This is a genomic window from Saccharopolyspora flava (genome assembly GCF_900116135.1).
Lineage (GTDB): Bacteria > Actinomycetota > Actinomycetes > Mycobacteriales > Pseudonocardiaceae > Saccharopolyspora > Saccharopolyspora flava.
Window position 1 is genome coordinate 130802 of the sequence record NZ_FOZX01000005.1, and the last position, 21124, is coordinate 151925.

At 71.1% G+C, this 21124-nt stretch carries 17 protein-coding genes; 6 read left to right on the forward strand and 11 right to left on the reverse strand.

Annotated elements, in window-relative coordinates; genetic code table 11:
- Window position 1: 1 nt before the first annotated feature.
- From BM424_RS16335 to BM424_RS16345, 3 genes are all read right to left on the reverse strand, one after another.
- On the reverse strand, window positions 2-988 hold the full coding sequence (locus BM424_RS16335; RefSeq protein WP_093418580.1) for an LLM class flavin-dependent oxidoreductase: 987 nt from the start codon (window positions 986-988) through the stop codon (window positions 2-4).
- Between the two features lie 147 nt (window positions 989-1135).
- Window positions 1136-2152: a LacI family DNA-binding transcriptional regulator gene (locus BM424_RS16340; RefSeq protein ID WP_093418583.1), complete on the reverse strand. Its 1017-nt coding sequence runs from the start codon at window positions 2150-2152 to the stop codon at window positions 1136-1138.
- A gap of 69 nt (window positions 2153-2221) precedes the next feature.
- Window positions 2222-4534 carry a beta-xylosidase/alpha-l-arabinosidase gene (locus tag BM424_RS16345; protein ID WP_093418585.1) on the reverse strand — a complete coding sequence of 771 codons (2313 nt, stop codon included), beginning with the start codon at window positions 4532-4534 and terminating at the stop codon, window positions 2222-2224.
- Window positions 4535-4830: 296 nt separating this feature from the next.
- Here BM424_RS16345 and BM424_RS16350 point away from each other — a divergent pair, with 296 nt between their 5' ends.
- From BM424_RS16350 to BM424_RS16360, 3 genes are read left to right on the forward strand one after another with little or no spacing between them, the layout of a single operon-like run.
- Window positions 4831-6129, forward strand: a complete 1299-nt coding sequence (locus BM424_RS16350; RefSeq protein ID WP_093418588.1) for an ABC transporter substrate-binding protein — start codon at window positions 4831-4833, stop codon at window positions 6127-6129.
- Window positions 6126-7058 carry a carbohydrate ABC transporter permease gene (locus tag BM424_RS16355; RefSeq protein ID WP_093418590.1) on the forward strand — a complete coding sequence of 311 codons (933 nt, stop codon included), beginning with the start codon at window positions 6126-6128 and terminating at the stop codon, window positions 7056-7058. The genes BM424_RS16350 and BM424_RS16355 overlap by 4 nt, the downstream gene beginning before the upstream one ends.
- Entirely contained in the window at window positions 7058-7876 is an 819-nt protein-coding gene (locus tag BM424_RS16360; RefSeq protein ID WP_093419273.1) for a carbohydrate ABC transporter permease, read from the forward strand. The genes BM424_RS16355 and BM424_RS16360 overlap by 1 nt, the downstream gene beginning before the upstream one ends.
- A 75-nt stretch (window positions 7877-7951) precedes the next feature.
- Here BM424_RS16360 and BM424_RS16365 read toward each other — a convergent pair whose 3' ends face one another.
- The 7 genes from BM424_RS16365 to BM424_RS16395 all read right to left on the reverse strand — a co-directional run bounded on the left by BM424_RS16365 (window position 7952) and on the right by BM424_RS16395 (window position 16394).
- Window positions 7952-8839: an SMP-30/gluconolactonase/LRE family protein gene (locus BM424_RS16365; protein WP_093418593.1), complete on the reverse strand. Its 888-nt coding sequence runs from the start codon at window positions 8837-8839 to the stop codon at window positions 7952-7954.
- Window positions 8840-8959: 120 nt separating this feature from the next.
- The gene (locus tag BM424_RS16370) at window positions 8960-10894 is read right to left on the reverse strand and encodes a cellulase family glycosylhydrolase (RefSeq protein ID WP_093418595.1); all 1935 of its coding nucleotides are present in this window, start codon (window positions 10892-10894) and stop codon (window positions 8960-8962) included.
- 60 nt (window positions 10895-10954) lie between these two features.
- Window positions 10955-11794 (reverse strand): carbohydrate ABC transporter permease, encoded by an 840-nt coding sequence (locus BM424_RS16375; RefSeq protein WP_093418598.1) that lies wholly within the window; start codon window positions 11792-11794, stop codon window positions 10955-10957.
- Window positions 11787-12755, reverse strand: a complete 969-nt coding sequence (locus BM424_RS16380) for a carbohydrate ABC transporter permease (RefSeq protein WP_245775894.1) — start codon at window positions 12753-12755, stop codon at window positions 11787-11789. Before BM424_RS16380 ends, BM424_RS16375 begins: the two co-directional genes overlap by 8 nt.
- Window positions 12752-14059 (reverse strand): extracellular solute-binding protein, encoded by a 1308-nt coding sequence (locus BM424_RS16385; RefSeq protein ID WP_093418600.1) that lies wholly within the window; start codon window positions 14057-14059, stop codon window positions 12752-12754. The genes BM424_RS16380 and BM424_RS16385 overlap by 4 nt, the downstream gene beginning before the upstream one ends.
- Window positions 14060-14193: 134 nt before the next feature.
- Window positions 14194-15216: a LacI family DNA-binding transcriptional regulator gene (locus tag BM424_RS16390; protein ID WP_175548128.1), complete on the reverse strand. Its 1023-nt coding sequence runs from the start codon at window positions 15214-15216 to the stop codon at window positions 14194-14196.
- Window positions 15213-16394, reverse strand: a complete 1182-nt coding sequence (locus BM424_RS16395) for an ROK family protein (RefSeq protein WP_139274088.1) — start codon at window positions 16392-16394, stop codon at window positions 15213-15215. Before BM424_RS16395 ends, BM424_RS16390 begins: the two co-directional genes overlap by 4 nt.
- 146 nt (window positions 16395-16540) lie before the next feature.
- On the opposite strand from BM424_RS16395, the gene BM424_RS16400 reads away from it, so the two are divergent.
- The 3 genes from BM424_RS16400 to BM424_RS16415 all read left to right on the forward strand — a co-directional run bounded on the left by BM424_RS16400 (window position 16541) and on the right by BM424_RS16415 (window position 20108).
- Window positions 16541-17959, forward strand: coding sequence for a sugar porter family MFS transporter (locus BM424_RS16400; protein WP_093418608.1), 1419 nt, complete (start codon window positions 16541-16543; stop codon window positions 17957-17959).
- 463 nt (window positions 17960-18422) lie between these two features.
- Window positions 18423-19175: an SDR family NAD(P)-dependent oxidoreductase gene (locus BM424_RS16410; protein ID WP_093418613.1), complete on the forward strand. Its 753-nt coding sequence runs from the start codon at window positions 18423-18425 to the stop codon at window positions 19173-19175.
- Between the two features lie 3 nt (window positions 19176-19178).
- Window positions 19179-20108 (forward strand): aldo/keto reductase, encoded by a 930-nt coding sequence (locus tag BM424_RS16415; RefSeq protein WP_093418615.1) that lies wholly within the window; start codon window positions 19179-19181, stop codon window positions 20106-20108.
- Window positions 20109-20127: 19 nt separating this feature from the next.
- Here BM424_RS16415 and BM424_RS16420 read toward each other — a convergent pair whose 3' ends face one another.
- On the reverse strand, window positions 20128-21066 hold the full coding sequence (locus tag BM424_RS16420) for an NADP-dependent oxidoreductase (RefSeq protein ID WP_093419275.1): 939 nt from the start codon (window positions 21064-21066) through the stop codon (window positions 20128-20130).
- Window positions 21067-21124 lie beyond the last annotated feature (58 nt).

Consider the following 21124-nt stretch of genomic DNA (forward strand, 5'->3'; position numbering starts at 1 on the left):
GTCAGTCGCCGAGACCGCGGACGTCGGCGAGGAGTTCCAGGGAGCGCAGCCAGGCGGTGCGGTCGACCGCGGAGGAGACGACCATGAGCTCGTCGGCCTGGGCCTGCTTGGCGAACTTGTCCAGGTAGTCGTCGACCTCGTCCGGGGTTCCCACGGCGCTGTAGCGGGCCATCGACTGGACCTGGCGGCCGGCGGGGGAGGCCAGCAGGGCGTCGATCTCCTCGGTGCTGAGCTTGCGGCCCTGCGCCAGCATCCGGCCCGCGCGGTAGCGCTTGGCCTCCAGCAGCTGCTGCTCGGCGTACTCGGTGGTGTCGGCGGCGATCACGTTCACCCCGGCGATCACGTACGGCTCCGACAGCTGCGCCGAGGGCTGGAACTCCTTGCGGTAGTGCGAGGTCGCCGCCTCCAGCGCGTCCGGCGCGAAGTGCGAGGCGAACGCGTACGGCAGGCCCAGCAGCGCGGCCAGCTGCGCGCCGAACATCGACGAACCCAGCACGTACAGCGGCACGTTCGTGCCGTAACCCGGCGTCGCGTTGACCCCGGCGATGCGGGTCTCCCCGGCGAGGTAGCCCTGCAGCTCCAGCACGTCCTGCGGGAACGAGTCCGCCGAGGTGGGGTCGCGGCGCAGCGCGCGCATGGTGCGCTGGTCGCTGCCCGGGGCGCGCCCCAGGCCCAGGTCGATGCGGCCCGGGAACAGGGTCTCGAGGGTGCCGAACTGCTCTGCGATGGTCAGCGGGGAGTGGTTGGGCAGCATGATGCCGCCCGCGCCCAACCGGATCGAACTCGTCTTCGCCGCCACGTGACCGATCAGCACGCTCGTCGCCGACGAGGCGATGGTGGGCATGTTGTGGTGCTCGGCGTACCAGATGCGGTGGTAGCCCCAGCGTTCCGCGCGCTGGGCCATGTCGACGCTCGCGGAGAAGCTGTCCGCGGCGGTCTCCCCGTCGCCGATGTGCGCCAGGTCGAGAACGGAGAGAGCCACAGTCACGGCAGGATCAGCCTTTCCACGCGAGAACACCACGCCGGGGCACACCACCCCGGCACCCAGTGGCAACGCGACGCCGATCCGCGATATTTCCGGGTCCTGCTGTGATCTGGCACCGGATGCGCCCCGTGACCGGCGGTACCCGCAGGGTCAGGAGAGCGGCCCCGTGCTGCCGCGCACGACGAGGTCGGTGGCCAGCTCCACCCGGTGGGTGTCGAAGCGTCCGGTCTCGGAGTGCCGCAGCACCATCCGCGCCGCCTCCGCGGCCATCGTCGCCACCGGCTGGTTGACGGTGGTCAGCGCGGGCGAGATCCACTGCGCCATCGGCAGGTTGTCGAAGCCCACCACGCTCAGGTCGTCCGGGATGCGCAGCCCGCGCCGCTCGGCCGCCCGGTAGGCGCCCAGCGCCTGCAGGTCGTTGGCGGCGAAGATCGCCGACGGCGGCTCGGGCAGCGCCAGCAGCTCCTCGGCGGCCTGCTCGCCCCGGTCGTGGGTGAAGTCGCCGTCGACGACCAGCGCGTCCTCGACGGTGATCCCGGCCGCCATCAGCGCCGACCGGTAGCCGTCCAGCCGCGCCACCGAGCACTGCAGCTGCGGGGGACCGCCGATGAACCCGATCCGCTGGTGGCCCAGCTCCAGCAGGTGCTCCACGGCGGCGCGCGCCCCGCTCCAGTTCGTCGCCCCGACCGAGGCGACCCGCGGGTCCGGCTGGCCCAGCGAATCGATGATGATCACCGGAACTCCCAGGCCGTGCAGCTGCTCGGCGTGCCGGGGGCCGAGCTCGGTCACCGCCAGGATGATCCCGTCCGAGCGGCGCGAGGTGAGGTTGTCCAGCCACGCCCGCTCGGTCTTGCGGCCGTCGTGCACCGCCGAGACGACCATGCCCACCCCGGCGTCGTGCGTGACGCTCTCGACGCCGCGCACTATCTCCAGCACCCACTCGTTGTCGAGCGTGTGGAAGACCAGGTCGATCAGCCCGGCCCGGCCGCTGCCGTGGCTGGCCCGGCGCGAGTAGTTGTACCGGGTGATGAGCTTCTCGACCCGCTCCCGGGTGTGGGCGGCGACCTCAGGACGTCCGTTGAGCACCTTGGACACGGTCGGCACCGACACACCGGCCTCCCGCGCGATGTCGCTGATCGTCACGCGGTTCTTCTTAGCCTCGGTCACCGTGCCTCCTAGCTCGACCGACGTCACCGTACCTGAAAGTTTCGGCGTCACCGCCCGCACCCGAGCGCGTCACTCCGAGATCGTCACCGGGGTGTCGAGCACCCGGTCCGCACCGACCTCGCGCACCTCGCCGACCAGGCGGAACTCGCCGGACAGGCGGGGGTTCGCGCTGTCGCCGCCGACGTGGACCTCGATCAGGCCGGGGTCGACGATCCGCTTGCCGCGCGCGCCGGTGTAGGCGGTGCGGTCGGCGTGCAGCCGGAACGACACCCGGCGGCTCCCGCCCGCAGGGACCGAAACCCGGCCGAAACCGGCCAGCTGCCGCACCGGGCGCGTCACCTGCGCCACCGGGTCCCGCAGGTAGAGCTGCACCACCTCGTCGCCGTCGCGGTCGCCGGTGTTGGTGACCGTGCACGCCACGTCCACCGCCCCGTCGGTGGCGACCTCCGCGGCGCTGATCGTGAGGTCCGAGTAGGCGAAGGAGGTGTAGGACAGACCGTGCCCGAACGGGAACAGCGCCGTCGGGTCCAGCGAGCTGACCTCGCTGGCCGCGCCCAGCGGAGCGGTGAGGTAGGTGCCCGGGTTGCCGCCCGGCGTGGCCGGGATCGACACCGGCAACCGGCCCGAGGGGTTCACCTCGCCGGTGAGCACCCCGGTCAGCGCCGCCGCGCCCGCCTCGCCCGGGAAGAACACCTGCACCACCGCCGCGACCCGGCCGGCCAGCTCGCCCAGCGCGTAGGGGCGGCCGCTGGAGACCACCAGCACCACCGGCGTCCCGGTCTCGATCAGCGCTTCCACGAGCTCCTGCTGGTCGCCCGGCAGTCGCAGGTCCGCCGCGTCGCAGCCCTCTCCGGAGGTGCCCCGGCCGAACAGGCCCGCCCGGTCGCCCACCACCGCCACGCACAGGTCCGCGCCCGCCGCAGCGGCCCGCGCGGCGTCGAGATCCGCTCCGCCGGAGGGCAGGTCGCAGCCCTTGACGTGGTCGACGTGCTCGGCGACGCGGGCGATCTCGTCGCGGAAGGTCGGCAGGTCGACGCCGTTCGGCCAGTCCGGGTAGGACACCCCGATGTGGGCGGGGAAGGAGTAGCAGCCCAGCAGCGCGAACGGGTCGTCGGCCAGCGGACCGACCACCGCCACCCGGCCCGGTTCGCGCACCGGCAGCGTGCCGTCGTTGGCCACCAGCACCACCGACTCCTCGGCCAGCTTCCGCGCCAGGTCCCGGTTTCCTTGCGAGTCGAACTCGCGCGGGCCCGGGGCCTCCGGCGACCAGTCCGGGTCCAGCAGCCCCAGCTCGACCTTCTGGCTCAGCACCCGCCCCAGCGCCCGGTCCACCAGCGCCTCGTCGACGTCGCCGGAGCGCACCAGGCGCGCCAGCGGATCGACGTAGCAGCGGGCGTTGGGCAGCTCCACGTCCACCCCGGCGCGCAGCGCCGCCGCACCCGCCTCGCCCGGGCCCTCGGCCACGCCGTGCAGCTTGTGCAGGAACGACACCCCGAAGTAGTCGGCGACCACGGTGCCGGTGAAACCCAGCTCGTCGCGCAGCAAATCGGTCAGCAGCGACTCGTCGGCGGCCGAGGGCATGCCGTCGACGTCGGTGTAGGAGTGCATCACCGAGCGGGCGCCGCCCAGCCGCAGCGCCATCTCGAACGGCGGCAGCACCACGTCGGCGAACTCCCGCGGCCCCATGCTCACCGGCGCGAGGTTGCGGCCCGCGCGGGAGGCCGAGTAGCCGGCGAAGTGCTTGAGGGTGGCCACGATCCCGCTCGACTCCAGGCCCGCGACGTAGGCCGACCCGACGGTGCCGATCAGGTACGGGTCCTCGCCGAGGGTCTCCTCGACCCGGCCCCACCGCAGGTCCCGCACCACGTCCAGCACCGGGGCCAGTCCCTGGTGCACGCCCACCGAGCGCATGTCGGCGCCGATGCGCGCGGCCATCTCGCCGACCAGCTCCGGGTCGAAGGAGGCGCCCCAGGACAGCGGCACCGGGTAGGCGGTGGCGCCCCAGGCGGTGAACCCGGCCAGGCACTCCTCGTGCGCCACGGCCGGGATGCTGAAGCGGCTGGAGGTGGTGATCTCGCGCTGCAGCCGGGTCAGGGCCGCGGCGCCGCGGGCGGGTTCGATGGGGGCGCTGCCGAACACGCGGGTGAGCTGCCCCAGACCGCTCTTGATCATCTCGTCCCAGGGCGGGGTGTCCTCGGCGAAGTCCTCCTGGTGCGGGGCGACGCGCTCCTCGGCGCCGGAGACGTAGATCCACATCCCGACGAGCTGGTTGAGCTTCTCCTCCAGCGTCATGCGGGACACCAGATCGGCGACCCGCTCCTCGACCGGTAGTGCGGGATCGCGGTAGGGCTGGCGGTCCTCGGTCGGGCGCGACTGCGGCATGTGCTGCGACTCCCGTCGTGGTTGGGCGGCCGTCCGCGCCGACACTTTCGAAACTGTTTCGGCGGCTCGGTCCGGTCACCGGGGTGTAACGATCGACAGATTGCCACATCGTCCGCCGAAAGTCCTGCATGGATCCCGATAAATCCCGGACCACCCGGATCGTGAAAGTTTTGGAAACTCAGTCTTGTCGATCGTTCCGCCGCTGCGGTACCGTCTCGCCGTCCGGCAGGCGGGTGTGACCGCGTGCACACCACGGCCGGGCCACGAGAGTTCGCAACGGTGCGACGGGAGCGACGATGCGTGGACTGCGACGTCTGTGCGCGATGGGGGCGACGCTGGCGCTCGCCCTGACCTCGACCGGGTGCGCCGTGCTGCTGCCACCCAGCGAGGGCAGCGCCGACGTGGTCACCACCTGGGCGATCAGCGGCGGCGGCGAAGAAGAGCTGATGCCGGGCGAGGCCGAGAAGTTCGAGCAGCGGACCGGCCGGCCGATGCAGACCCAGTTCTTCCAGAACGACCCCTACAAGAACAAGCTCTGGGTCTCGATGGGCTCGGGCACCCCGCCCGACACGTTCTTCGGCTGGGGCGGGGGAGCGCTCGAGGCGTTCCTCGACGCGGGCAAGGTCGCCGACCTCGCACCCGCGATGCGCGAGCACCCCGAGTGGCGCGACCACTTCCTGCCCAGCGTCATGAGCCCCGTCGACATCAAGGGCGGCACCTACGGCATCCCCATCGGGGGGATGCAGCCCGTGCTGATGTACTTCAACAAGGACGTCTACGCCAAGACCGGGCTGCAACCGCCGCGCACCTGGAACGAGCTGCTCGACCAGATCCCCAAGCTCCAGCAGGCCGGGTACCTGCCGATCTCCCTCGGCGGCGCCGACTCCTGGACCTACCTGATGTGGGAGGAGGCCATCGTCGACCGGGTCGCCGGACCCGAGGCGTTCCAGGCGATCCTCGACGGCAAGCCCGGCGCCTGGCTCAACCCCGACATCATCAAGGCCAACGCGATGCTGCAGGACCTGGTGCGCCGGGGCGCCTTCGGCAACGCCTTCGCCTCCACCAGCGCCGAGCTCGGCCAGCAGCGCACGCTGCTGCGCAGCGGACGTGCCGCGATGATGGTCCACCTCGGCGCGGGCTACTCCGACATCCTCGGCGACGACGAGCAGTGGGTCCGCGAAGGCCACCTCGGCTGGGCGCCGTTCCCGGCCGTCGAAGGCGGCAAGGGCGACCCGGCCAACCTCGTCGGCAACCCCACGACCTTCATGTCCGCCACCACCGGTCCCGACCAGCAGGTCGCGATCGACTTCCTCCGCGAAGAGCTCTCCAGCCCCGAGTTCACCCAGGGGCTCGTCGAACGCGGCGACGTGCCGCCCGCGGCCGGCATGGACGAGGAGCTGCGGGCCTCCAAGGACGCCGACTACATGACCTTCGTCTACGACCTGGCCAAGAACGCACCGCACTTCCAGCAGTCGTGGGACCAGGCGCTGCCGCCCGGACCCGCCCAGAACGTGCTCATCAACCTGCAGAAGCTGTTCCTCGACCAGATCGGCCCGGAAGAGTTCTCCCAGCTGATGGAGGAGTCCTCGAGATGACCGCCACCGAGGCCCTGCGCCCGACCGCGCCCGCCCCCGCCCCGCGGCAACGCCGCCCCGCGCGGCACTGGACCGAACCGTCCACCTGGTTCGCCGCGCCCGCGCTGCTGTTCTTCGCCGCACTGGTGATCGCGCCGATCGTCGTGGTCGTCGTGCTGTCCCTGATGGACTGGAACGGCATCTCCTCCCCGGAGTTCAACGCGGGGGAGAACTGGGCCGAGCTCGCCACCGACTCCGGGATGTGGCACTCGGTGTGGGTGTCGCTGCAGGTGATGATCCTGTGCTGGGTCGTGCAGACCCCGATCAGCATCCTGCTCGGCGTCTACGTCGCCGGAAAGCAGAAGTCCCGGGCGGTGCTCGCGGCCCTGTTCTTCCTGCCGCTGGTGCTGTCGTCGACCGGCATCGGCATCGTGTGGCGCAACCTCGTCGACCCCGAGTTCGGCGTGCTGCCCGCGCTCGGCCTGCCCGGCCTGAACCTGCTGGGGGACGAGCACTTCGCGCTCTACACCCTCATCTTCGTGGTGTCGTGGCAGTTCATCCCGTTCCACACGCTGCTCTACCAAGCGGGCGTGCGGCAGATCCCCGCGCCGCTCTACGAGGCCGCCGTGCTCGACGGCGCCGGACCGGTGCAGCAGTTCTTCCGCATCACCCTGCCGCAGCTGCGGAACACCGTCGTCACCTCCAGCACGCTGATGCTGGTCGGCTCGCTCACCTACTTCGACCTGTTCTACGTGCTCAGCGAAGGCGGTCCGGGCGATGCGACCCGAATCCTGCCGGTGAACATGTACGTCACCGGTTTCCAGCAGTACCAGCTCGGCTACGCCAGCGCGATCGCGCTGTTCCTCGTGGCGCTGGGCACCGCCCTGTCGCTGGGACTGACCAAGTACTCCGGTTTCGCCCGGATGCGCAGTGACCAGGAGGGCGCGTGATGCTGCGACTCAGAGGCCTGCTGCCCAACGCCGCCGCCCTGCTGTGGGCGCTGGTGGTGGCCATCCCGCTGTACTACGTGGTGGTCACCAGCCTGCGCGGCGAGGACGCCTCGGTGACCGACAACCCGCTGTCGTTACCGGGATCGCCGACGCTGGACAACTACGGGCTGGTGTTCTCCGACGGGTTCGCCAAGTTCCTGTTCAACAGCGTGCTCACCACCGCCATCACGGTCGTCGTGGTGCTCGCGACCGCGCTACCGGCGGCCTACGTGGTGGTGCGCGGACGACGCAGGCGGCACCAGTGGCTGTTCCGGATGTTCCTGGCGGGCCTGGCGATCCCGCTTCAGGCCACGATCATCCCGGTCTACGTGATGATCGTGGAGGCCGGTCTGTACGACAGCCTGCTGGCGATCATCCTGCCCGCCATCGCCTTCGCGATGCCGCTGTCGGTGCTGATCCTGAGCAACTTCCTGCGCGACATCCCCGAGGAGCTCTACGAGTCGATGTGCCTGGACGGGGCCGGGCAGTTCCGGGTGCTGGTGAACCTGGTGCTGCCGCTGTCCCGGCCCGCGCTGCTGGCCGTGGGGATCTACCAGGCGCTGCAGGTGTGGAACGGGCTGCTGTTCCCGCTGATCCTCACCCAGCGCGAGGAGACCGCGATGCTGCCGGTGATGCTGTGGCAGTTCCAGGGCCAGTACACCGTCAACGTTCCCGCCATCATGGCCGGTGTCGTGCTCTCGGCGATCCCGGTGCTGGTGCTCTACATCCTCGGCCGCCGGTTCATGATCGCCGGACTCACCGCGGGCGCGGGCAAGTGAGGAGGCGCCGGTCGGCGGGAGAGCGGGCACCCGCCGACCGGCGCGATCACGACCGCGCGGACCCGGAGCCCGGTCTCACGGCAGCCCGGCGCCCGGCACGTCCACCCGCACCGACCGCAGCTCCGCCTCCCGCACCGGACGCCGCTCGTGCTCGGCGAACGACGGTGCCGCGCACAGGAACAGCGTCCGCCCGTCCGAACCGCCGAGCGCGCACGCGAAAACGCCCGTGCCGACGCTGATCTCGTCAGCGATGTCGCCGCCCTCGCGCACCCGCAGCACCCGGCCGTGGAGCGCGTCGGCCACCCAGATCGCGCCTTCGGAGTCCGCGCAGATTTCGTCCGGACCGACGTCCAGCGCACCCAGCACCTGCTCGACGTCGTCCGACTCGGGGACTTCGGAGAACGTCGCCCACACCCTGCGGCCGTGCAGCGAACCGTCGGCGGCCACGTCGAACGCGGTGAGCCGCCCGGCGAAGGTCTCGGCCACCACCAGCACGTTCCCGTCGAGCAGCACCATCCCGTTCGGGAAGCCCAGGTCCGCGGCGGCCTCGACCACCGATCCGTCGGGATCGACCCGGAGCAGCGTCGTCCACCGGATCGGCTCGCCCGCCATCAGGTCGAACCCGAAGTTGCCGACGTAGGCGCGCCCCTGCGCGTCCACGAGCATGTCGTTGAGCGCGCCGGGAGCGTGCGCGGACAGGTCCGCGTGCTCGGCCAACCGCCCGTCGGAATCCCGCACCAGCAGCCGCTTGTCGCGCATCGAGACGATCAGCGCGCGGCCGTCCGGCAGCCACCCGAGACCGCCAGGCTGCTCGGGGACCTCGGCGACCACCTCGGCCGGTCCGCGGCCGTCGGTGGTCATCACCCGGCCGGTGTAGAAGTCCGACAGCCACAGCCGCTCGTCGTGCCAGCGCGGGCATTCCAGGAAGGAGAAGCCGTCCAGGACCGTGCTGATCTCGCGCATGATCGCCCCACCTCGTCGCCGTTGACGTCCCCCGGAGTATGGGCGCCCGGCACCGGCGCGTCACGCCGGTGGGGGAGGGGCGGCCTCGATCCCCCGAGCGACCGAGGCCACCCGCGGTGGTCAGGGCTTGAGCTCGACCACCTCGACGCCGTACGGCGCCAGGACCACCTCCGTCAGCGGCTCGCCGGCCAGGCTCCGCAGCGAGCCCGAGCAGCGCGGCGTCACCGCCGTCTCCTGCGGGTGCTGGCTGACCAGCCAGGCGAAGCGGCGGCCGTCGGCGTGCACCAGGACGTCGGCGAACACCCCCGGGTCGTCGACCGCGATCTCCCGCTCCACCCCGGCGATCGCGGCCAGAGCGCGGTAGAGGCGGTGGCTGTCGTCCGGGTTCACCCGCGCGGTGCGGGCCGCGAACAGCTCCACCGGGTAGGTGCACAGCACCGCCTCGCCCGCACCGGTGGAGTACCGCAGCAGCGCCGGGTTGCCGTGGGCGTCGGTGGCCACCACCGTCGCGCCCTGCGGGGTGACCGGCAGGAACGCGCGGCTGTGCTCGTTGCCCGCCACCCGGAACCGCAGCGAGGAACCCGCGGCGATGTCGCCGAAGTCCTCGGCGAAGTCGAACCGCACCTCCTCGTCGACGACCTCGTCCACCACCCCGTAGGTGATGTTCTTGCGCACCCCGAAGGTCTCGTCGAGGTACGGGATCCACGGCTGCCGGTGATGGCCCACCTCACCGGCCGTGTAGGACAGGTACAGCACCGCGCCCTCGGCGACCCGCTCCCGCAACCGCTGCCACGTCGGTCCCTGGATCTGCTTCACGCACGGCAGCAGGTACAGGTCGCAGTCGGGATCGAGGCCGTCGCGCTCGCGCGTGAAACCCACCGGCAGATCCGCTTCCCGCGCCGCCGCGTACGCCTGGTGCAGCGTGTCGAAGATCAGCGGCCGGTCGTCGTCCTGCGTGAACGGGTACCCGCGCTCCAGGTACTCGGTGACCACCAGCGCCGCGCGGGCGTCGCTGCGCTCGCAGCGGGCGAAGTCCACCCGCTCCAGCACCTCGGCGAACGACGCCAGCTCCCGCAGCGGCGGTTTCGGCGCGCCCGTCGAGTCGGTGATCCCGAAGTGCATCTCGAACGGGTGGTGCGAGTACGGGCCCTGGCCGATCAGGTCGTCGTAGTCGGTGTTGTTCCACGCCACCCAGCCCGTCGACCCGGCCAGCAGCGAGTTGTGCAGCGTCTGCCGGTAGTAGTGACCGGCGTTCTCCGGCGAGACCTGGTCGCTGGACAGGCCGAACTCCTCCAGCACCACCGGTTTCCCCGCCACCGCCGACAGCTCGCACACCAGCGCCGCGATGAGGTGCTGGCGCACCGGATCGCTGTCGATGCGGTACACGTGCGGGCCCACGAAATCCACCATCGCCCCGGTCTCGCGCACCGAGAACCCGTTGTCGACGCCGGTGACCTCGATGCCCCACGCGCCGTCGCCCAGCGACACCGGCTGGGTCCCGCCGCCGGCGCGCACCGCCTGCACCATCAGCCGCGCCCAGGCGCTGACCTGCTCGGTCGGGGCCTTCGGCTCGTGCCGCAGCCTGCCGTAGATCGGCATCTCGTTGCTGATCAGCCAGCCCGCCACCGCCTCGTGACCGGCGAAGCGCTCGGTCATCCGCTGCACGAACCACGCCTGCTGGGACACCATCCACACGTCGGCGTACAGGTCGCGGCCGCCGCGCCACGCCGGGTCCCAGTTGTCGCCGGACATGTGCCCGACGATGAACGTGGGGATCGAGGTCATCCCGACCTCGGTGTGCGCGTCCAGGAAATCCCGGTAGTGCGCCACCTTCTGCTCGTCCACCTCGTTCGGGGCCGGCATGAAGTCGGGCCAGTAGAAGAACGACCGGGTCTGCCGCAGACCGTGCTCGTGGAGCACCCGCAGCTCCTCGCGCACGACCTCGGGGGAGTAGTTCCGCCACATCAGCGGGCCGCCGGTGCGCGACCAGAAGTTCGCGCCCAGCCAGACCTCCGGTCGTCCGTCCACGGTCACCTTGGCGGTGTTGCGTCGCATGAGAACCCTTCCGCAGCAATGGAACCTGCACGGAACATCACGACCGGTCAACCGGCCGAGTCACTTCACCGCACCCGCCGTCAGGCCCTGGGCGAGGTAGCGCTGCAGCGCCAGGAACCCGATGACGACCGGGATGCTGACCACCAGCGACGCGGCCATCACCTCGTTCCAGTACACCGAGGTCTCCGTGGAGTACTCGCGCAGACCGACCGCCAGCGTCCGCGAATCCGAATCCGTCATGATCGACGCGAACAGGGTCTCGCCCCACGCCGTCATGAACGCGTAGATGCCCACCGCCGCGATGCCCGGCCGCGCCGCAGGCAGCACCACCCGCCACAGCGCGCCCAGCGGGCTCGCGCCGTCGATCAGCGCCGCCTCGTCGAGATCGCGCGGGATCGTGTCGAAGTAGCCCACCATCATCCAGATCGCGAACGGCAGCGAGAACGTCAGGTAGGTGACGATCAGCCCGAGCAGGCTGCCGTAGAGCTCGATGCCGGTGTAGCGGCCGATCGTCGCGTAGATCAGGTACAGCGGCAGCAGGAACAGGATGCCCGGGAACATCTGCGTCGACAGCACCACGATCCGGAACCCGTCGCGACCGCGGAACCGGTAGCGGCTCACCGCGTAGGCGGCCAGGATCGCGATCGCCAGCGACACCACCGCCGCCCCCAGCGCCACGATCGCGCTGTTGAGGAAGTAGTGGGCCAGATCGATCGTCGACCACATGTCCACGAACGGCTCGAACGTCAGGTTCCCCGGGAACCACTCGAACCGGTCCCGCACCTCGCCCAGCGGTTTCAGCGCCGAGGTCACCATGACGTACAGCGGGACCACCGTGAACAGCGTCAGCGCCACCAGGCCCACGACCCGCAGGACGCGGAACCACCTCGGCTCAGGCATCCTTCATCCTCCGCGACGTGAAGGCCAGGTACCCGGCCGTGACGACCAGCAGGAACAGCAGCAGCAACGTCGACATCGCCGAACCCATCCCGAAGTTCCAGGTGATGAACGAGTTGTTGTAGATGTGGATCGACAGCAGGTTCGCGGCGCTGGGCACCGACTTGTCGAACAGGATGTAGGGCACGTTGAAGTCGTTGAACGTCCACAGGAACAGCACCAGCACCAGCACCTGGTTCACCGGCCGCAGCATCGGCAGCGTGATGTTGCGGAACTGCTGCCACAGCCCCGCGCCGTCGACCGTCGCCGACTCGTAGACGTCGTGCGGGATCGACTGCATCCCCGCCATCAGCACCAGGAACGCGAACGGCCACAACCGCCAGGTCGCGGTCGCCACCGTGGCCAGGAACGCGTTGTCGCCCAGCAGCCAGAACGTCTTGCCGTCGGTGATGCCCAGCCCGCCCAGGGTCGCGTTGACCATGCCGTCGTCCTGGTCCAGCAGGAACTTCCAGATCATCGCCGCGGTGTAGACCGGCAGCGCGTAGGGAACCAGGAACAGCGTCCGCAGCACCGCCCGACCCCGGAACGAGCGCTGCAGCAGCGTCGCGGCGAACACCCCCAGCAGCCAGGACAACCCGACCGTCAGCACCGAGAACCCGGCGGTCACCGCGAACGAGCGCAGCAGCGCCGCGCCGACCGCGCCGTCGAAGTCCAGCGCGAAGCGGAAGTTCGCCAGGCCCGCCCACGGCGCGCTCAGCCAGTCCCGCAGGTAGAACTGGGTCAGCTCCAGCACGCTCATGTACAGCCCGCCGAGCATCGGCAGCAGGTGCACCAGCAGCTCGAAGCACAGCGCCGGCGCCACCAGCAGGTACGGCAGCAGCCGCTTGCTCGGCGACCACTTGCGGCGCGGCGGTGGATCGGGCGGGGCGACCGGTGCGGTGGGGGAGGTGGCGGTACTGGTCAACTTCCGGTACCTCGCATCTTCTGCTCGGCGTCGGCCAGAGCCGCCCGCACGTCCTCGGTGGTGACCCGGCGACCCGTGGCGATCTCGGCGAACAGGTCCCGCATCGCCGAACCCACGGTCGTCTCGAAGTGCGCCTCGGTCGGGATCATCGGAGCGGGCTCGGAGTAGTTCGCCAGCACGTCGGCGAACACCTCGTCCCGCTCGGTGTGGAACGCGGGATCGTCGTAGGCGTCGGTGACCACCGGCAGCGTCCCGTACTTCTCGTTCAACGACGCCTGGACGTCCTTGCTGGTCAGGAATTCGACCAGCTTCAGCGCCTGCTCCCGCTTCGGGCTGTCGGCGAACACCGCCACGTTCGAGCCCGCCACGTGGCTCAGCGCCGGAGTCCCGCCCGGCGGCAGCGGATCGGGCGCGGGCAGCCGCACCACGCCGTAGGCGTCGTCGGCCATCCCGTTGTCCTGCAAGGTGGGGATCACGCTGTTCTGCGCGACGAGCATCGCCGCGTCGCCGTCGGTGAAGTCCTCGGCGGCGCTGGAGGTGTTGCCCTCCTCGGCGTCGCCGGGGCTGACGACCTTCTGCGTCGCCATCAGGTCCAGGTAGCGCTGGACCGCGGCCACCGCGCCCGGCGAGTCGAAATCGGGGCCGTGCCGGGTGATCAGGTCCACGCCCTCCCAGCGGGCGAACATGAAGGCGAAGTGCGCGTTCTCGGTGTAGCTCGCACCCGCGATCGTCAGGCCCCAGCGGTTGCGGTCCGGATCGGTGAGCCTGCGCGCCGCCGCGACGAACTCGTCCCACGTGCGCGGCGGGGCCAGACCGGCCTCGGCGAAGAGCTTCTTGTTGTAGAACAGGCCGTAGCTCAACCCGTACAGCGGCAGCGAGGTCGGCACCTGCCCGGCCATGCCGGTGGAGCTCATGCTGCTGTCGAGGAACCGCTCGCGGCCGCCGAAGCGCTGCATGAGCCGGTCGTCGAACGGCACGAACGCGCCGGTGGCCTGCAGCGAGGCCGACCAGGTGTTGCCCAGGTTCACCACGTCCGGGCCGACTCCGGAGGTCGCCGCGCCCAGGATCCGGTTGAGCAGATCGGACCAGCCGATGACCTCCACGTTCACCTTGATGCCCGTCTCGGAGGTGAACCGGGCCAGGTCGTCGTGCAGGATCTGCATGTCCTGCTCGGCGCTCTCGCCCTGGTTGCTGGCCCAGTAGGTGATCGTGTTCGGGTCTTCGGCCGAGCCGGCGCAGCCGGTCAGCGTTGCGGCGAGCACTGCGGCGATCAGCGACACCGTCGCGAGCGAGCGTTTGATCACGAAACGACTCCTCGGCCTCGTCGGACCCGTCGTTGGGCCTGCCGCTCAAGCTAGGGACTTAACCGGTTAATCAGAAGGTCCGGTACATCCGGCGTGACCGATTCGTTACCACCGGTGGTCGTGTGCTGCTCCGATCAGCTGAACCGGGCCGCCGCGCCCGTGCTGTCCCGCGTGATCAGCTCGCGGGCGTGCATCCGGGCGTCGTCGGCCACGCCCGTCTCGATCAGCTCCAGCAGCATCAGCGCCGCCCGCTCGGCCGCGCCGCCGACGTCGTGCGAGAACGCGGTGATCGCCGGGCGCACCACCCGGCACAGCATCGAGTCGTCCCACGCCAGCACCGAGAGTTCGCCCGGGACGCGCACTCCCAGCTCCTCGGCGCGGACGACCGCGGCCACCGCCATCACGTCGTTGTCGAAGATGATCGCCGTCGGCGGCTCCGCCGACCCCAGCAGCCGCGCCGCGGCGGCCACGCCACCGGCCTCGGTGTAGTCGCCCTGCGCCGGGATCAGCTCCATGCCGGGCTTCTCGGCGATCGCGCAGCGCAACTCCCGCTCCCGGCGCGCGGTGTGGCGCAACTGCTCGGGCCCCTGCACGTGCCCGATGCGCCGGTGGCCCAGCTCCGCCAGGTGCCCCACCGCGCTGGCCGCGATGTCGCGCTCGTCGACCCACAGCACCGGGATGCCCGCCATCGGGCGCTCGGTGCCGAAGAACACCGCCGGGATCCGCAGTTCGCGCAGCAGCGCCGGTCGCGGATCGTCCACCCGCAGGTCGGTCAGCAGCACGCCGTCCACGCGGCGCTCGGCCCACCAGCGCCGGTAGGTCTCCAGCTCCGTCCCCGGATCGGAGCACAACGCCAGCTGGAGCGAGAACCCGTGCGCGGACAGGGTTTTCTCCAGTCCCGCGACGACCTGCATGAAGAACGGTTCGGTGCGCAGCACCTCCGGCGAGCGGGCCAGCACCACGCCGACCGTCGCCGCCCGGTCGCTGGAGAGCGCCCGCGCGGCGCTGCTGGCGCGCCAGCCCAGCTCGGCGGCCACGTCGAGGATGCGCTCGCGCGTCTGCTGCGAGACGCCGCCGCGCCCGTTCAGCGCGTAGGAGACCGCCGCCTTGGAAACCCCGACCTCGCGGGCGATGTCGACGATCGTCGGGCGCTTCACGGCGCCTCGGCCTCGTCGAGCCGACGCGCCAGCAGTACCGCCCCGTCGAGCTCGGCCTGCGGCACCTCGCTGAAGACGACCTGGCACTCCCGGTGCTGCGGCAGCGAGGACAGCGGCAGCTCCGCGCGCAGCGGGCCCAGCAGCAGCTCCCCGGCCTCGCGCACCGCGCCGCCGATCACCACGAGATCGGGATCGAGCACGTTGAGCAGGTACGAGATCCCGCGCGCCAGACCGCGCCCGGCGCGCGCGAGCGCCGCCCGGGCCGCCGCATCGCCCTGGTGGGCCGCCTCGATGATCAACCGCAGGTGGCTGCCCGCCCGCAGCGAGCTCGAGCGGTTCCCGCGCAGCGCGCTGTCCACGGCGCTGGTGATGGCCCGTTCCCCGGCCACCGTCTCCAGGCAGCCGGTGTTGCCGCAGCCGCACTCCAGCCCGTCGTCCTCGACGCGGCAGTGCCCGATCTCGCCTGCGATGCCGGTGCTGCCCGAGAACAGCCGGGACCCCAGCATCACGCCGGAACCGACGCCCGTGCCGACGCTGAGCCGCACGAACGAGTCCACGCCCACCGCCACGCCGGCGTGGTTCTCCGCCAGCGCGCCCGCGTGCGCCTCGTTGAACACCGTCGCCGGAGCGCCGATCAGCTCCTCCACCCGGGACTGGATCGGCACGTCGCGCCAGCCCAGGTTCGGCGCCAGCAGGCAGCGTCCCGAGGTCCGGTCGACCATGCCCTCCACCGACACGCCCACGGCCGCCACGAGGTCGACCGGCATCTCCGCGCGCCCGCACGCGCGCAGCACCAGGGTCCGGGCCGCGCGCAGGCCGCGCTCGGCGTCGCCGAGCGAACTGGCCGCCGACGCCCGGGCCAGCGGGTTCCCGAGTGCGTCGGCGAGGGTGACCATCGTGCGCTGCGCCCCGAAGTGCACGCCCACGTAGGCGCGGCAGCGCTCGTTGAAGCGCAGCAGGTTGGGCCTGCGGCCGCCCGCCGCGCCCGGCTCACCGACCCCGGCCTCGACGAGGAAGCCCTCGGCGAGCAGCCCGTCGGTGATGGTGGTGGCCGACGGCTTGGTCAGACCGGTCTGCCGGGCCACGTCCGCGCGCGACCGGGGCTCGCCGTCGCGGAACTGGTCCAGGACCAGCTTCCGGTTGAGCTGCCGCACCATCTTGGGGCCGTTCGGGGACACCCGGGAAGTATGCCCGGGCGGGCGAGGACGCGGATCTGCGGCCAAGGCGGTCACCGTCTCCCTTGACGATGGGTTGGTATGTGCCCTTTACTAACCCGAACCGCACTCGCGGCGCAAGAGAACAACGCACTGCAACGGAGCAACGCATGGCGGAAAGCGCCAGGACCGTCACCCCGGGTGACGGTAGAACAGCCGGTCCGAGACGTTTGAAGGCTCTCCACTTCGCCTCAGTCGCGGCCCTCGGCGGATTTCTCTTCGGTTACGACACGGCCGTGATCAACGGCGCTGTCAACGCCATCCGAGATCACTTCCAAATCGATGCAGTGGCCACCGGTGCCACCGTCGCCATCGCCCTGCTCGGTTCCGCCGTGGGCGCCTGGTTCGCGGGGTCGCTCGCCGACCGCTCCGGCCGGCTCTTCGCGATGCGCCTGGCCGCGATCCTGTTCTGCATCAGCGCGATCGGGTCCGCCATCCCGTTCTCCGCGTGGGACCTCGGTTTCTGGCGCCTCGTCGGCGGTGTCGCCATCGGCATGGCCTCGGTGATCGCCCCCGCCTACATCGCCGAGATCGCCCCCGCCTCGCAGCGCGGCAGGCTCGGAACCCTGCAGCAGCTCGCCATCGTCCTGGGCATCGCGATCTCGCAGGTCGTCGACTGGGCCATCGCCGACGCCGCGGGCGGTGCCACCGAGCAGCTCGGATTCCTGTCGGCCTGGCAGTGGATGCTCGGCGTCGCCGCGGTGCCCGCGATCCTCTACGGCGTGCTGTCGTTCACCATCCCCGAATCGCCGCGCCACCTCGTGGCCACCGGGCGCCCCGACGAGGCCCGCGAGGTGCTGGCCTCGCTCGAACCGACCGATGTGGACACCCGCCTGTCGGAGATCCAGGAATCGCTCAAGAGCGACCGCAAGCCCCGCCTGAGCGACCTCAAGGCCAAGGGCACCGCGCTGCTGCCGATCGTGTGGATCGGCATCGGCCTGTCGATGCTGCAGCAGCTCGTCGGCATCAACGTGATCTTCTACTACTCCTCGGCGCTGTGGCAGTCGGTCGGCATCAACGAGGACAGCTCGCTGCTGCTGAGCATGTCCACGCAGATCTTCAACATCGCGGGCACCGTCGTGGCGCTGGTCCTGCTGGACCGCGTCGGTCGTCGCCCGCTGCTGCTGACCGGCTCGATCGGCATGGCCGTCACGCTGGGCGGGGCCGCGTTCTCGTTCGCGCAGGCGCAGCTGGTCAACGGTGACCCGACGCTGCCCGACCCGTACGGCCTGATCGCCCTGGTGTCGGCGCACGCCTTCGTGTTCTTCTTCGCGATCTCGTGGGGCCCGGTGGTCTGGGTCCTGCTCGGCGAGATGTTCCCGAACCGCATCCGCGCCTCGGGTCTGGCCGTGGCCGCGGCGGCTCAGTGGGTCACCAACTGGCTGGTGACGGTCACCTTCCCGTCGCTGTCCGAGCTGAGCCTCTCCGGCGCCTACATCGGCTACACCGCGTTCGCGGTCGTCTCCATCTACTTCGTCTGGAAGTGGATCCCGGAGACCAAGGGCCGCACCCTGGAGCAGATGGGCTGACCCGGAACTCCACCCAGCGGGGGCGTGACCACCAGGTCACGCCCCCGCTTTCACGTCTCAGGTCAAAAACCGCAGGATTTGTCGGGTCAAAAACCGCAGGATTCGACCGGTCAAAAACCGCAGGATTCGTCGGGTCGAATACCGCGGTTTTTGACCGGGCGAATACCGCAGGATTTGTCCGCGGGGACGTGGAGCGGGTGGGGGTAGGGTGCGGGGTTCGTTGGTGCGGGAAGGGGGTTGTCGTCGTGGACGGTGGTTGGTTTCCGTGGTTCGAGGTGGGGGAGGGGCGTTTTCGCGAGGACGTCTTCCGGCGTGGGGCGGGGGAGCGTGAGTGGGTCGTCGTGGAGGGGGAGGTGGTGGCGTCCCGGGTGGAGGTCGTCGATGGTGGGGGTGAGTGCTTGTTGCCCGTTCGTTCGGGGTGCTAGAGGTCCTGGAGGTTCTCGGCGAGCGAAGGGGTTGTGCGGTGGGTGCTGGGGAGTTCGACGGGGTGTCGGCGGTGGTCACCGGTGGTGGGTCGGGGATCGGACTGGCCGTGGTGCGGACGCTGGCCGAGCGCGGGGCGACCGTGGCGGCGCTGGACCTGGATCCGGGCGCGGTGCCCGCCGAGGCGCTCGGGATGAAGTGCGATGTGCGCGACGAGGATTCGGTGCGCGCCGCCGTCGAGGAGGTCGCGGAGCGGCACGGCGGGATCGACGTTCTGGTCAACAACGCCGGGATCGGGGCGCAGGGCACGGTCGAGACCAACTCCTACGAGGAGTGGCACCGGGTGTTCGACGTGAACGTGCTGGGCATCGTGCGCACCACCCGGGCCGCGCTGCCGCACCTGCGCAGGTCGTCGTGCGCGTCGATCGTCAACACCTGCTCGATCGCGGCCACCGCGGGACTGCCGGATCGCGCCGCCTACAGCGCCAGCAAGGGCGCGGTGCTGTCGTTGACGCAGGCGATGGCCGCCGATCATCTCGGCGAGGGCATCCGCGTCAACTGCGTGAACCCGGGCACCGCCGACACCCCGTGGGTGCGCCGGCTGCTGTCGGTCGCCGCCGACCCGGACGCCGAGCTGGCGGCGCTCAACGCTCGGCAGCCGTCCGGCCGGTTGGTCACGGCCGAGGAGGTGGCGGCCGCGGTGGCCTACCTGGCGGGCCCGTCGGCCGGGGCCACGACCGGGACGTCGCTGGCCGTCGACGGCGGGATGCAGGCGCTCCGGCTGCGGAAGTGACGCATGCTGGTGAGCCCTTGGGGTTTCGGCGGCGCGGTGATCGGCAACCTCTACCGCGAGGTCGACGACGACACCGCCGCGGCCACCGTGCACGCGGCGTGGGACGCGGGAGTCCGCTACTTCGACACCGCACCGCACTACGGGCTCGGCCTGGCCGAACGCCGCCTCGGCGCGGCCCTGTCGGGGCGACCGCGGGACGAGTTCGCGGTCTCGACGAAGGTCGGCCGCCTCCTGGAGCCGGTCGCCAACCCGCGCGGAGAACGGGACGACGCGGCCGGATTCGCGGTCCCCGCGGATGTCGCGCGACGCTGGGACTTCAGCGCCGACGGCGTGCGGCGCAGCCTGGAGTCCAGTGTGGACAGACTGGGGCTCGACCGGGTCGACCTGGTGCTGCTGCACGATCCCGACGACCACTGGCGGCAAGCCGTCGACGAGGCCTACCCGGCGCTGCACGACCTGCGCGCCCAAGGCGTCGTCGGGGCGATCGGCGTCGGGATGAACCAGTGGCCGATGCTGCGCCGCTTCGCGACCGAGACCGACATCGACGCCGTCATGCTCGCGGGCCGGTACACGCTGCTGGACCGCTCTGGGGAACCGCTGCTCGCCGAATGCGCCCGGCGCGGCGTCTCGGTGCTGGCGGCCGGGGTGTTCAACGGCGGCCTGCTCGCCACCGACGACCCGGCGGCCCACGCGGTCTACGACTACCGGCCCGCTCCAGCGCAGCTGGTGGCGAAAGCGCGGCGGCTGCGCGAGATCTGCCGTCGGCACGGGGTGTCGCTGCCGCAGGCCGCGATCGCCTTCGCGCGGCGGCACCCGGCGGTGGCCTCGGTGGTGCTCGGGGCGCGGACACCGGCAGAGGTCCGCAGCCACGCCGCCGCCTTTCACGCGCCCGTGCCCGACGAGCTGTGGGAGGACCTGGCGGAGGCCGGGTGACCCGGCCTCCGCGCGGGGATCAGAACAGCACGACCAGGCGGCCCCGGGTGCCGCCCGCTTCGAGGCGGTGGTGCGCCTCGGCGCCTCGCTCGGCCGGGACGGTGTCGGCGACGCGCAGCGTCAGCACCCCGTCCTCGACCTGCTGCCGCAGCTCGTCGAGCTTGTCCCGCTCCTTGTAGTAGTCGCTGACCAGCACCCGGTGGTAGGTGATGCCGCGGTCGGACTCGGTGGCGAAGAACCGCACGGTGGCCAGGCCGCCGCCGTCGCGGACGGCAGGCTCCACCTTGTCGTTGAGCACCGCAGCGTCCACGACCGCGTCCAGCCCGTCCGGCGCGACCTCCCGGAACCGGGTGGCGACGTCCTCGCCGCGCTCGACGATCTCGTCGGCGCCGAACGAGGCCACCAGCTCCCGGTCGGAGTCCTTCGCGTCGGCGACCACCCGCAGCCCGTCGGCCTTGGCCAGCTGCACCACGTACCCGCCGAGCGTGCCCGCGGCACCGGTGACGCCCAGCAGCGCGCCCGGCGGCAGCGCGAGGCTGTCGAGCGCCAGACGCGCGGTCAGCCCGTTCATCGGCAGCGTCGAGGCCGCCGCGTGGTCGGTGCCAGCGGGGATCCGCGCGACCGACTCGGCAGGTACCACGAGACTCTCGGAGTAGGCGCCGTGCGAACCCGACGGGACGACGATGGCCATCACGTCGTCACCGACCCGCAGGTCCGTGTCGGTGCCCTCACCGATCTCGTCGATGACGCCGGCCGCGTCCATGCCCGGCACGTAGGGAGGTTCGAGGTCGCGGTACCGCTCGGTGAACCATCCCGCGCGTCCAGCGGTGTCGGTCGGGTTGACCGCCGCCGCGCGCACGCGGATCCGCACTTCGCCGGGGCCGGCGTGCCGCTCGGGCACGTCGTGGATCCCCAGCACGTCCGGACCGCCGAACTCGGTGAAACCCAAAACACGCATGTCGATCACAACCCGCCACCGGAAGCCGCTATTCCGGACCGTTGACCTCGTCACGCCG